This is a genomic window from Cytophaga hutchinsonii ATCC 33406 (assembly GCF_000014145.1).
GTDB classification, from domain to species: domain Bacteria; phylum Bacteroidota; class Bacteroidia; order Cytophagales; family Cytophagaceae; genus Cytophaga; species Cytophaga hutchinsonii.
Window position 1 is genome coordinate 3,894,057 of sequence record NC_008255.1, and the last position, 12,789, is coordinate 3,906,845.

The window sequence follows — 12,789 nt, forward strand, 5'->3', positions numbered from 1 at the left end:
AAAAAAGTCACGATATACATCGTGACTTTTTTTATATTTAACACATGAAAGATTCATCCGTTATTCATGTTGTTTCCCCCGCTGGCGCGGTAAATAAAATAAACCTTGCAGCAGGCATAAGCTATGTATCGGGTTTTGATTTTTTAATTAAAGCCGGCAAATCCATCTTTCAAAAAAAAGGATATTTTGCAGGTACTGATACAGATCGTCAATATGATTTGCAACTTGCCTTAGATGACCCCAATGCATTGGCTATCTGGGTGGCACGCGGCGGATATGGCACCACACGCATCATAGATACGATCAGCTGGAAAAAGTTTTTTAAAAAGCCTTCCTGGATCATTGGCTTTAGCGATATCACAGCATTTCACATTCATTTATCCAATCATAACATACCAAGCATTCACGGACCAATGGTGGCGCAGGCTGCAGATGACAACCACAAAGAAGCGGTTGACTTAGTAACTGCTATTTTAAAAAATGATTTTCCTGATTACCTGCTTCGTTCAAATAAAAACAATAGACCCGGCAAAGCTAAAGCACCCATCACAGGCGGTAATTTAACGCTTATCTGTTCAACCATAGGTACAGCTACGGAAATCATTACCGATAATAAAATTTTATTTATTGAAGAAGTTGGTGAAGCTGCATACAGAGTAGATCGCATGATGGTTCAACTCAAACGTTCAGGCAAGCTTAAAAAGCTTAAAGGGCTAATCGTTGGTCATATGACAGACATTACACACGAAGATGAATTCGGGCAATCTGTTACAGATATTATTCTTTCGCATACAAAAGAGTACACATTTCCCATATGCTTTGATTTTCCTGCCGGGCACGAAGCCCCCAATATGCCAGTCATATTGGGATTGAAAAGTGAGTTGATTGTAGCTAAATCTGAAATTACACTCAGGTACTTATAATTTTTCCCTGTACAGAACTTCAATTAATGTTTGACCTACTGCTTTCAGTGTATTTTTATCTATGATATTCATATTATCATTATGTGTATGCCAGTATGAACCAAAATAAACATCGTCACTGTTTTCATATTCAATAATATCAATCATCGGGATAAGCGCGAGTTTATTGATGTAAGTATGATCATCTGTGATTGGCTGGCTCATAACATTTATAAAATGCTTCCCATAACCTAAACGTGCAGCCGTTGTCCATACATTGTTTACCACAGAAGGAGCATTTTCTACCGATACACCTTCCTTAGCAAAGGTTGCATCTTTTGCACCAACCATATCCAGCAAAATTCCATAGTAAGCAGAATAGTTCGCCGGAAATTTGTGCTTCGCCCAATATTGAGAACCTAAGCACCAGCTATCGTTTTGATACGGGCCCGGGTAATACATTGGCTGTCCATAATCTTCTCCGTCAAACAGAATGATATCAAAACCCACATCCGGTTTTTTTTCTGCAAGATTAATTACACGAGCCAGCTCCATTAAAATTCCAACACCGCTTGCGCCATCGTTAGCACCATCAATTGGTTTCTTAGGGTCAACTTCATCCTGGTCTGCAAACGGGCGTGTATCCCAGTGTGCTGCAAGCAGGATACGTTTTGTAGCTTTTTGATTGTAGGATACAATAATATTTTTCAGTCTTAAATCCGTTCCATCAAAAGCCTTTGCAGAGAACTGCTGTCTGTAAACCCAGCCGCCATGCTTTGTAAAAAATTTTGCCAGGTATTCACCGCAATCCATATGTGGTTTTGTATTCGGTACTCTTGGCCCGAATGCCACTTGTCTGGAAACATATTCATACGAAGAATCGCTGTTAAAGTCAGGTGTTACCATGGGTTGCAGCACGACTTCTTCCGCAACCTTTTCAACCGGTTTCTTATCAGGCCCGCAACCAAACAACATCCCTGCTGTTGCAGCAATACAAATTGCATTCCTGAAAATACTATATCTGTTATTCTTCATATGCCCAGTCAATTCCATGTTTCATGTCTTTTATCGCTAACCCCTGCTGCTTAAAGTAAGCGCGGATCTGGTCAACTTTATCGTATTGTTTATTTTCTTTTGCTTCCTTATATAAATCAAGCAAACCTTTTATCAACCCTTCCGGATTTACAGCAACTTCATCTACAAGCCCCAATACATCATGTACCAACGTAGTGTAACTTGTTTTCATGTGTTCAAATGTTTCTTTTGAAAGTACAGCTGTTGACTTTTGCTGCAAATAGAACACATTGATCTTTTTGATCAGATTGAATAAGGATGCAATTGTAATTGCTGTGTTAAAATCATCTGACATACCTTTGTAGCAATCCGCAATGATTTTATTTATTTCATCATTTAATGCCTGGTCCTGTTCAACAATGTCGGTGCTGTATTCCAGACTATTCAGCATCTTCATGCCATTCATTACTTTTCTGAATGCTTTGTTCGCTGCTTTTAATGCATCATTTGAAAAGTCCAGTGTACTTCTGTAATGCGCCTGCAATGTAAAGAACCGTATAGTCATTGGTGAATAGGCCTGTTCCAGCAACGTGTGATTACCTGTAAACAATTCATTCAATGTAATAAAGTTTCCCAATGACTTTCCCATCTTTTGTCCGTTGATGGTAATCATGTTGTTGTGTAACCAATACTTTGCAGGTTCTTTTTTATTTGCAGCAACCGATTGTGCAATTTCACATTCGTGGTGCGGGAACATGAGATCCATTCCGCCGCCGTGAATATCAAATGTTTCGCCCAGGTACTTCGTGCTCATGGCTGAACACTCTAAATGCCAGCCCGGGAAACCTTTTCCCCATGGAGAATCCCATTTCATAATGTGTTCAGGAGATGCCAGCTTCCATAAAGCAAAATCCGCTGAACTCTTTTTAGTGTGTTGCCCGTCCAGTGAACGCGTGCCGCTGATCAGGTCTTCTAAAATACGGCCGGATAAATGTCCGTACTTATTTTTATCATTCGTGAATTTTTCTACATCAAAATATACCGAACCGGTATTTTCATATGCATATCCGCTGGAGAGAATTTCTTCTACCATTCTGATCTGTTCAGGAATGTGGCCGGATGCTGTAGGCTCAATACTCGGAGGCAGTACATTCAGTTTACGAAGTGCGTCGTGATAGTATTCTGTATAGCGCTGTACTATTTCCATCGGCTCAACTTTTTCCAGCTTTGCCTTCTTTGCAATTTTATCTTCACCTTCATCCGCGTCGTGTTCAAGGTGTCCTACATCTGTGATATTGCGGACATAACGCACCTGATATTTTAAGTGCTGCAGGTACCTGAAAACAATATCAAATGTAATGGCACTTCGTGCATGACCCAGATGCCCCTCCCCATATACTGTTGGACCGCATACATACATGCCTACATGAGGTGCATGTATCGGTTCAAATACTTCTTTTTTTCTGGTAAGTGTATTGTATACGACTAATTTTTCTGCTGTCATTATTTTAATTCCTGTTATTTAAACACATACCCTGCTTTAACCGGGAAATGGTCGGTATACGTTATATTATGCTGTGTTTCAAAACGTATCACTTCAATATCCTGATCACAAAACTGCTGATCAATCCGTAAAAAAGGAAGCCGGCCATTAAATGTTATTCCCAGTCCGTTTCCTTTTTCTTCAAACGCATTATTCAATTGATCCGATAACGTCTCATAGGTATAGCTGTAAGGAGGGTCATTCAGGTCACCGCATACAATAACCTTATAAGGTGATGCTTTTATGTGACCAACAAGCGTATCAACCTGAATGCTGCGGTTAATAGTTCCTTTTTTAAATTTAGTAAATGCATTTAATACATTTGTCTTCGACTTGGTATCAAAATTACTTTCTGCAATTTCCTTGTCATTAATACTCATGGACTGAAGATGCATGTTGTATATGCGTACTGTTTTATTTGGCAGCAGCACATCTGCATAAATGGTTTGGTTGTTTGAACGTTCATGGAAAACCACTTTACCCCTGTTCTTAATCGGGTATTTACTGAATATGATCATTCCGAAAGAAGCGCCTGCACGGTTTTTATATGTTTCACTAAAATAATAATACTTATATTTTTTTCGTATCCGGTGAATCGTATTGAACAATGTATCTTTCGGATCATTATAAAATTCCTGCAAACAAAGTACATCCGCTTCCGATTTTTTAATAAAATCAATTATTTTCCTGGAGGAAGAAAATGTTTTGTCTGCGTATTGCGGATACACATTAAACAGCCGGATATTATAGGACAAAACCGATAATTCAGCCTGCTGTTCTTCCGATCCGGAAAAGGTAACGGTGCGTTCTATGTACTTCCAGTTAATTAGTAATAACACCAGGGGAACGAGAAATAAAATATTTTTTTTTACGATCCAGTAAATCAGCACTATTGCAATCAGCACAATTCCTGCCGGAATACCTAAGGCAAGAAAGCTGCTGTACCAAAAGTCTCGGGGTGATACTTCAGGCATATAAAACAAACCTAAAGACATTATTGTCAATAAAATAGCTCGTTTATATGTGCGTTGATCCGTCATTCACCTGTTAATATTGGAGGCAAATATAGCTATTGAATCTTTGTAAACCGTTGCCCCTGTAAAAATAATAAAGAAGGCTCAGCAGAAGGTGTAAGCGCCTGGAAAGAAGTATTAAACAGGTAATATTTTTAAGGATTTTTGGAAACACCATACAAAATGATTAATATTGCACTGTAGAATGAATTGAATACTGAAAAGAGGGGACTGTGTCCCCTCTTTTGTTTCTGTATCAAATCAATATGAGCAAGCAGGAGTTAGAAATAAAAACATACGTATCTGATTTATTACAGGAAAGAGCGGAGCTTTTTCTGGTGGATATCGCTTTTTCAGGCACCCATTCAAGAAGAAAGATTCTGGTTATTCTGGATAAAGATAGCGGTATTCTGATTGATGAATGCGGTGAATTCAGTCGCGCATTGGGAAACCTGATTGAAGAAAACAACCTGTTTGGTGATAATGCTTATGTATTAGAGGTTTCATCGCCGGGCATGGACAGACCGCTGCTTGTTTCAAGACAATACAAAAGAAGAATCGGCAATACGCTGAGTTTTCTGTTAAACGACGGAACCCAATTCGATGCTGTTCTTGAGAGCGTATCAGAAGAAGGTGTAGTTGTAATGCCGGCTCCGCAGAAAGTAAAAAAGAGTAATAAAAAAGAAGCTGTTGTTGACGTGGCTATTGAGCCTAGAAAACTACGTTTCGAGGAAATAAAAAAGTGTAACTTAATTGTATCGTTTAAATAAAATGGATACTTCAACTTTAATAGAATCGTTTGCAGAGTTTGCAAAATTCAAGAGTATAGACCGCCCTACCATGATGAAAATCGTGGAAGATGTGTTCCGCACTATGATCCGTAAAAAATACGGAACAGATGACAATTTCAACGTTATCATTAACGTAGACAAAGGTGATCTTGAGATTTGGTGGATGAGAGAAATTGTTTCAGATGATTTTGCTGAAGATAGTTTTGATTATGATCCGAACAAACACATTTCGTTGACTGATGCCCACTTAATTGAAAAAGATTTCGAAGAAGGTGAAGAAGTGGCAACTGAAGTAAAATTAGAGGATTTTGGAAGAAGAATGGTTCAGACGGCACGTCAGACACTGATTCAAAAAGTAAAAGACCTTGAAAAAGATAATCTTTTCCAGAAATATAAAGACCTGGTAGGTGAAATTATCAACGGGGAAATTTATCAGGTATTAAGCAAAGAGATTTTATTGATCGATGCAGATGGTAATGAATTAGCATTGCCTAAATACGAGCAGATCCCGAAAGACCGTTTCCGTAAAGGCGATAATGTACGCGCTATTGTACACCGCGTTGAAATGCATAATGGAAATCCAAAAATTATTTTATCCAGAACGTCACCTAAATTTTTAGAACGTTTGTTTGAACTTGAAGTGCCGGAAGTATATGATGGATTGATTTCAATCCGTAATATCGTTCGTGAACCGGGTGAGCGTGCTAAAGTTGCTGTTGAATCGTACGATGACCGTATTGATCCGGTAGGCGCATGTGTTGGTATGAAAGGTTCCCGTATTCACAGCATTGTACGTGAGTTAGAGAATGAAAATATAGATGTAATCAATTTTACGGATAACATTGACTTGTTTATTGCGCGTGCATTAAGCCCTGCTAAAATAAGCAGCCTTAAAGTGGAAGCGGATAAAGGAAGAGCTTCTGTTTACTTAAAGCCGGATCAGGTTTCTCTTGCAATCGGTAAAGGTGGCCAGAACATTAAACTTGCCAGCAAATTAGTAGGCCTGGAAATTGACGTATTCAGAGAATTAACAGGTAATGAAGACAACGAAGATGTTGACTTAACAGAATTTGTTGATGAAATTGAAGATTGGATATTAGAAGAATTAAAACGTATCGGTCTGGATACAGCGAAGAGTGTATTAGCTCTAAGTAAAGATGACTTAGTACGTCGTACTGAATTGGAAGAAGAAACGGTTGAAGACGTACTTCAAATTCTAAGACAGGAATTTGAATAAAAATAATTTGAATAAATAATTTATAAATGGCTGAAGAAAAAATGATGCGGCTAAGCCAAGTGGCGAAAAAGTTGAATGTCGGAACCTCGACAATCATCGATCACCTTTCTGCCAAAGGCTACGATATTGAGAACAACCCCAATGCCAAAATTACGGTTGACATGTACGCATTTCTTTCAAAGGAATATGAGTCATCTGCACAGGTAAAAAAAGAGGCTGAAAGCCTTACCATTGGCAAAAAACACATGGGTGATGTTGTTATCGATGCCGATCAAGTAAATGTTGCACCCGAACACGACGAAGAGGATGAAGTTCGCATCATCAACAATAGTCCTGCTGAAGCGGTAGTTCCGGAAGTGCCGGCTGTTACTGCTCAAGAAGCACCTAAAACTGCACCAACTGCAGAGTCTCCGGAAGATGTTAAAGGAAACGTAACGCTTCAGGGCTTAAAGGTATTGGGCAAAATTGATTTAGGCACAGCGGATAAAGACTCCAAAAAATCAGCGAAAAATACGAAGCCTGTAGAAAAAGTTGCAGCAGAAAAACCAATTGAGAAGGCGAAGCCTGAAACTGTTGCACCTCCTGTTGAACCGAAGCCAGAGCCAAAACAAGAAACGCCGAAAACCGAACAGCCGGTTAAAAAAGAGACGCCTAAAGCGGAAACGCAGAAGCCTCCTGTTGCCGATAAACCTGCTGAAAAAACACCAGTTGTTGAAGAGCCTGCGGCACCTGTTGCAGACGTTCCAGTGCAAGTTGTTCAGGCACATGCTGACAAACTGCAGGGTTTAACTGTACTTGGTAAAATTCAACTTCCGGATAAAAAGAAAGAACCAACACGTGTGGCTTCTTCGGATGAAGTTGTAGATAAAAATAAAAATAAGCGTAAGCGCAAACGTCTTAACGACGGACCCAATAAACCTGCCGGAGCTAATCCGAACGGACCAAGACCAGCTGGCAGCAATCCAAACGGGCCAAGACCGCAAGGTACTAATCCGAACGGACCGAGACCACAGGGCCAGGGTGGTAATCCGAACGGGCCAAGACCAGCCGGCGGACCAAATCGTCCGGGTGTTCCGAACCGTCCTAACAGCAACGGACCAAAACCTACGTTAACAAAAGCAAGCGAAAAAGGTGAAGTAACCGGAAAACAGATTCAGGATAAAATTAAAGCTACCATGGCAAAATTGTCTGGTGGCGGTACAAAATCCGGTCCGGTTAACAGAGCCAAATACCGTAAAGATAAACGTTCTGCAATGGCAGATGCTGAAGAAGAACGTTTAATGGCGGAGCAGGAAGATGCTAAATCGTTAAAAGTAGCTGAATTTATTTCTGCAAGTGATTTAGCATCTCTTATGGATGTGAGCATCAATGAAGTAATTTCTAAATGTATGGCAATGGGTATGTTTGTATCCATCAACCAGCGTTTGGATGCTGAAGCGATCACCATCATTGCAGATGAGTTTGGTTATGATGTAAACTTCCAGACTACAGGTGAAGAAGACGATGTTACAGATGTAGATCAGGATGATCCTGCATCCTTGATTGATCGTGCACCGATTGTAACCATCATGGGTCACGTCGATCACGGTAAAACTTCTTTGCTTGATTATATCCGTAAATCAAAAGTTGTAGCGGGTGAAGCCGGCGGTATTACGCAGCACATTGGTGCATACAATGTAATGACCGATTCAGGTAAACCGATTACATTCTTAGATACTCCGGGTCACGAAGCCTTTACAGCGATGCGTGCCCGTGGTGCCAAGATCACGGATATTGTAATTATTGTGGTAGCTGCCGATGACTCGGTGATGCCTCAGACAAAAGAAGCAATCAACCACGCGCGTGTAGCAGGTGTACCGATTATTATTGCAATCAATAAAATTGATAAGCCAGCTGCCAACCCGGATAAGATTAAAGAAGAACTTTCGAAAGAAAATATTCTTGTTGAAGACTGGGGCGGTAAATACCAGTGCCAGGCAATTTCTGCAAAAGCAGGAACCGGTATCAGCGAATTGCTTGATAAAGTATTGCTTGAAGCAGAGATGCTTGAATTAAAAGCAAACCCGGATAAACGTGCCATTGGTGCGGTTATCGAAGCGTCTCTTGATAAAGGCAGAGGTTATGTAACCAACGTACTGGTTGAAGCAGGTACCTTACGTATTGGTGATATCATCTTAGCGGGTGCACACTTCGGCCGTGTGAAAGCAATGGTTGACCATACCGGTAAAAAATTAAAAGAAGCAGGACCAGCCATGCCATTACAGGTATTGGGTCTTAACGGTGCACCACAGGCGGGTGACAAGTTCCAGGTAATGGAGACAGAACGTGAAGCGAGAGAGATCTCTTCTAAACGTGAGCAGTTATTGCGTGAGCAAAGCATCCGTACCAAGAAACACATTACATTGGATGAAATCGGCCGTCGTTTGGCGATCGGTAACTTCAAAGAACTTAACATCATCGTTAAAGCCGATGTGGATGGTTCTGTGGAAGCCTTGTCCGATTCATTATTGAAATTATCTACCGAAGAAATTCAGATCCGTATCCTGCACAAAGGTGTTGGGCAGATCTCTGAATCAGATATCTTACTGGCATCTGCATCGGATGCGATCATTGTTGCCTTCCAGGTACGTCCTTCTACAAGTGCACGTAAACTTGCCGAGCAGGAACAGATTGAGATCCGTATGTACTCAATCATCTACGACGCGATCAACGAAGTGAAAGATGCGATGGAAGGTATGCTTGAGCCGAAAATGGAAGAGGTTGTACTTGGTACAATCGATGTCCGTGACGTATTCAAGATCACCAAAGTGGGTACCGTTGCCGGGGCATATGTATCTGAAGGTATTGTTAAACGTAATAACCAGGTTCGTTTGATCCGTGATGGTATTGTTATGTTCACAGGTACAATCAGTGCATTGAAACGTTTCAAAGACGATGTTTCTGAAGTGAAAACAAGTTATGAATGCGGTATCAGCTTAAAAGGATACAACGACATTCAGATCGGTGACCAGATCGAAGCATTCGAACAGAAAGAAGTTAAACGTACACTGTAGTTAACCTACAGGTTTAAAATACAAAGAGCGTCCCGATAGTTATCGGGACGCTCTTTTTTGTTGTTATGGCTGGTTACGTATAACGGCCAAACTTTCAGGTTTAAAATATAGGAATGATAACTGCTAATTGATAAAGATAGTTAGTGGTAAACGATGGCATGCATAATCAGCAGTTGGGTTTTAAAGCACCCACCCCGCCAGCAAACCGGCAATAATTAAAAACGGATGCGGGATACGTGTGAAAAGCAGGATACACATGGTTCCGAATGCAATCCCGTCATTTAATGCAATCGAATGCCATTCGCCCTTCTGCATAGGCAAGGCAAGCATTAATGCGGTGGAAATGATAATACCCGCGTTGCCTGCATTGATACCTTCAAAAGAGGCCTTAACAATTCTGTATTGTTTGATGTTTTTCCAGATCGGAGCAATGAAAAATATTAAAATGGTGCCCGGTAAAAATACACCGAATGAACCGATGAAACCACCTGCAATTTCTCCCCAGATGCCGTACTCACGCATGGATAATGCACCGATGTACGATGCAAATGTAAAGACAGGTCCAGGCAGGGATTGTAAAAAGGCATAGCCTAATAAAAATTCGCTGTGCGTTAAATAATTTTTGAACTCTACAAACTCCGTATAAAAATAACCGATCAAGGCTTGTCCCCCGCCAAAGATCAAACTTCCGTTCCGGAAGAAATTCTCAAAGAGACGGATCGGCAACGCTTGTGTTATAGTTCCGATAACGGCAGCTCCTAAAAAGATACCGCCTAACAGAATAAGATTTGCCCAGCGGATATTGAATGGCGTCTTTTCTTCTTTTTCATGTTTTCCAAACCGGAACGATGTAAGAAAACCTGAGATCAATAATATAATCGGAAACATCCATGGGGAAGCTTTATCATACAAACTGATATAAAAACAAATACTGGCTGTAAGTATTAAAATGATTATAGCTGTTTTTGTTTTTTGAATAATGGAAATTGTTTTTACAACGGCATAGAATACAAAACCGATTGCAATCGGTTCCAGGTATTTAACAATACCCAGGTTTAAATTTTGTGCCTGAAAATAGCTGACCAATATAGCTGCTGCTGTCATAACCATGGCAGCAGGCAATAACCAAACAAGCACCGTAAGAAACGCCAGTCTGGGCCCGCCGATTTTAAATCCTACAGCTGTAATTGTTTGAGTAGAAGCAGGTCCGGGTAAAATCTGACAGAAAGAATACAGTTCCATCAGTTCTGCTTCTGTTACATATGCTCTTTTTTGAACCAGAATTTTAAAGAAAATTGCTAAATGCGCCTGAGGCCCACCAAATGATGTGAACGACAAAACTAATACATCTTTTAGAAAAATAAGATGCCTGATGTTCTTCATTTAGTTAGTTTAAAGTGGTACGGTTTCGTAAACGAATACTCTAAAATACGCTTTTTCCATGAATTATCAGAACTAAACATATTTCAGATTCAGATGTACGTAAAATTATGTAATTTAGACATCCGAAACCGTACAAATTATGCGCATTGTAGCAGAATACCCAAGTGTAGATTTTAAAATCACCGTTTTTTCCTGGAATGGCAAATATCTGCTGAAGATTGAAAAAGGCATGTTTGAACAAACCTATAAAATCAGTGAGATGGATATTACGGGTGATGAAGAAGTTAAAAAAATCATTGAAGACCCTGTTTTTGTGGAAGAAATAAAAACACGGTTTAAAAACATGAATCAATCGCTGAACGATGCATTAAACAGAATTTAACCCATTCTGTTATAAATCATACGATTGGCCATAATCAGGAATTTCAATATTGTTGTAGCCTTCTTCGTGCAGTCGTTTTTCAAAATCCAGCATGCTTTGATGTTCGCCATGCACCAGAAATATCTTTTTCAGTTTTGCTTTATCCTGATGCCCCAGGTATTTGATTAATCCGTTTACATCAGTGTGTCCGCTGAATATATCTGTATAGATAATTTTTGCAGCAACCGGAATGGAACGCTTTTTAAAACGGATGGTTTGTTTCCCCGCCAGTAAGTCGTGACCAATGGTGCCTTCTACGGCATAGCCTACTAATAATATCGTACAATACGGGTTCTGTATATTCTGCCGGATATGGTGTTGTATACGGCCTCCGGTAATCATGCCGGAAGATGAAAGAATAATGCATGGTTTTAAATAATTGGATATGTTTTTACTTTCCTTGAATGTTTTAACATGATCCAGATTTTCGAAATCGAATAAGGACTCATCCTGCGCTTTAATGGCCAGCGCTTCTCCATTCATTAATGAAGAATATTTTGAATAGATATTTGTGCCTTCAGCTGCTAATGCAGAATCTGTAAACACTTTAATCGGCGGCAGTTCATTTTTCAGCGCTAATTTATTTAAGGTATACAGCAGCGATTGTGTCCGCCCTAAACTGAATGCAGGGATAATCAATCTGCCGGGTTTGTCTACGCAGGCTTCGGTAACGATACGCTTTACAATTTCTTCTGCCGGTTCGGTTTCTTTGTGTACCCTGTTTCCATAGGTGGTTTCACAAAGCACATAATCGGCCTGCGGCGATTGCTCCGGATCCGGAAGCAACGGATAGTTATCACGGCCCACATCTCCGGAAAAAAGAATTGTTTTGGTTTTTCCTTCTTCTTCAACTTTTACAAAAACACTTGCGGCACCAAGAATATGTCCGACAGGAGTTAAACGAACCGTTATACGTTCATTTAATTCAAAATCTTTATTGAATGCAATCGGAATAAACCGATCAACGGGCTTATACGAATAATCGCTAGGCGCAGAGTTCGCTATTTTTTTTTCTGCCCGCTGAATATAGGCTGAATCGGCAAACAGCAATTCTGACAATTCTGCTGTAGGTGCCGTTGAAAGAATCTGTCCGCGGTAGCCTGCCCGGATAAGCGCAGGAATATTTCCGGAATGATCGACATGTGCGTGCGTAAGAATCACCAAATCAATTTCTGAAGCTTCAAAAGGAAATAAGCCTCCGGTTAATACTTTGTGCCTGTCTGAAAAATCCGAGCCGCAATCAATCAGTATTTTATATCCAAGCGATTCTAACAAATACATGCTCCCCGTCACTTTTCTTGCGGCACCCCAAAATGTCAGTTTCATTGCTTGTTATTTACTTCAGATAATATTTACAGATAAAAAATGAATTGCAAGGTACTTAGATTTATCCTGAATTTATAAAACAATTTGTATTACTGAAAGGAAAGGT

10 protein-coding genes are annotated in these 12,789 nt (G+C 40.1%); 5 read left to right on the forward strand and 5 right to left on the reverse strand.

The genetic code is table 11. The features are described from left to right. The first annotated feature begins 44 nt into the window (after positions 1-44). On the forward strand, positions 45-923 hold the full coding sequence (locus CHU_RS16610; protein ID WP_011586759.1) for a S66 peptidase family protein: 879 nt from the start codon (positions 45-47) through the stop codon (positions 921-923). Here the strand turns inward: CHU_RS16610 and CHU_RS16615 are convergent. Genes CHU_RS16615 through CHU_RS16625 form a run of 3 tightly spaced genes read right to left on the reverse strand, consistent with a single transcriptional unit; the run spans position 918 to position 4,499 of the window. After that, on the reverse strand, positions 918-1,937 hold the full coding sequence (locus CHU_RS16615) for a M28 family peptidase (protein ID WP_011586760.1): 1,020 nt from the start codon (positions 1,935-1,937) through the stop codon (positions 918-920). The genes CHU_RS16610 and CHU_RS16615 overlap by 6 nt on opposite strands. Continuing rightward, positions 1,927-3,420, reverse strand: coding sequence for a cysteine--tRNA ligase (gene cysS, locus CHU_RS16620; RefSeq protein ID WP_011586761.1), 1,494 nt, complete (start codon positions 3,418-3,420; stop codon positions 1,927-1,929). Before cysS ends, CHU_RS16615 begins: the two co-directional genes overlap by 11 nt. 14 nt (positions 3,421-3,434) lie before the next feature. Further along, positions 3,435-4,499, reverse strand: a complete 1,065-nt coding sequence (locus CHU_RS16625) for an endonuclease/exonuclease/phosphatase family protein (RefSeq protein ID WP_041932467.1) — start codon at positions 4,497-4,499, stop codon at positions 3,435-3,437. A gap of 239 nt (positions 4,500-4,738) precedes the next feature. On the opposite strand from CHU_RS16625, the gene rimP reads away from it, so the two are divergent. Genes rimP through infB form a run of 3 tightly spaced genes read left to right on the forward strand, consistent with a single transcriptional unit; the run spans position 4,739 to position 9,553 of the window. Further along, entirely contained in the window at positions 4,739-5,242 is a 504-nt protein-coding gene (gene rimP / locus CHU_RS16630) for a ribosome maturation factor RimP (protein ID WP_011586763.1), read from the forward strand. Position 5,243: 1 nt separating this feature from the next. Further along, on the forward strand, positions 5,244-6,500 hold the full coding sequence (gene nusA, locus CHU_RS16635; RefSeq protein ID WP_011586764.1) for a transcription termination factor NusA: 1,257 nt from the start codon (positions 5,244-5,246) through the stop codon (positions 6,498-6,500). 26 nt (positions 6,501-6,526) lie between these two features. Next, the gene (gene infB, locus CHU_RS16640; RefSeq protein ID WP_011586765.1) at positions 6,527-9,553 is read left to right on the forward strand and encodes a translation initiation factor IF-2; all 3,027 of its coding nucleotides are present in this window, start codon (positions 6,527-6,529) and stop codon (positions 9,551-9,553) included. A gap of 180 nt (positions 9,554-9,733) precedes the next feature. Here infB and CHU_RS16645 read toward each other — a convergent pair whose 3' ends face one another. Then, positions 9,734-10,936, reverse strand: coding sequence for a chromate transporter (locus CHU_RS16645; protein WP_011586766.1), 1,203 nt, complete (start codon positions 10,934-10,936; stop codon positions 9,734-9,736). Between the two features lie 139 nt (positions 10,937-11,075). Here CHU_RS16645 and CHU_RS16650 point away from each other — a divergent pair, with 139 nt between their 5' ends. Then, positions 11,076-11,318 carry a hypothetical protein gene (locus CHU_RS16650; RefSeq protein WP_011586767.1) on the forward strand — a complete coding sequence of 81 codons (243 nt, stop codon included), beginning with the start codon at positions 11,076-11,078 and terminating at the stop codon, positions 11,316-11,318. A gap of 9 nt (positions 11,319-11,327) precedes the next feature. On the opposite strand, the gene CHU_RS16655 is transcribed toward CHU_RS16650, so the two are convergent. Continuing rightward, the gene (locus CHU_RS16655; protein ID WP_011586768.1) at positions 11,328-12,683 is read right to left on the reverse strand and encodes an MBL fold metallo-hydrolase RNA specificity domain-containing protein; all 1,356 of its coding nucleotides are present in this window, start codon (positions 12,681-12,683) and stop codon (positions 11,328-11,330) included. Positions 12,684-12,789: the final 106 nt, after the last annotated feature.

Bases quoted from the DNA above. Each gene is read 5' to 3' on its own strand.
- infB (WP_011586765.1), top strand. From the start codon at position 6,527: ATGGCTGAAGAAAAAATGATGCGGCTAAGCCAAGTGGCGAAAAAGTTG.
- CHU_RS16610 (WP_011586759.1), top strand. From the start codon at position 45: ATGAAAGATTCATCCGTTATTCATGTTGTTTCCCCCGCTGGCGCGGTA.
- cysS (WP_011586761.1), bottom strand. From the start codon at position 3,420: ATGACAGCAGAAAAATTAGTCGTATACAATACACTTACCAGAAAAAAA.
- CHU_RS16645 (WP_011586766.1), bottom strand. From the start codon at position 10,936: ATGAAGAACATCAGGCATCTTATTTTTCTAAAAGATGTATTAGTTTTG.
- CHU_RS16655 (WP_011586768.1), bottom strand. From the start codon at position 12,683: ATGAAACTGACATTTTGGGGTGCCGCAAGAAAAGTGACGGGGAGCATG.
- CHU_RS16625 (WP_041932467.1), bottom strand. From the start codon at position 4,499: ATGACGGATCAACGCACATATAAACGAGCTATTTTATTGACAATAATG.
- CHU_RS16650 (WP_011586767.1), top strand. From the start codon at position 11,076: ATGCGCATTGTAGCAGAATACCCAAGTGTAGATTTTAAAATCACCGTT.
- CHU_RS16615 (WP_011586760.1), bottom strand. From the start codon at position 1,937: ATGAAGAATAACAGATATAGTATTTTCAGGAATGCAATTTGTATTGCT.
- nusA (WP_011586764.1), top strand. From the start codon at position 5,244: ATGGATACTTCAACTTTAATAGAATCGTTTGCAGAGTTTGCAAAATTC.
- rimP (WP_011586763.1), top strand. From the start codon at position 4,739: ATGAGCAAGCAGGAGTTAGAAATAAAAACATACGTATCTGATTTATTA.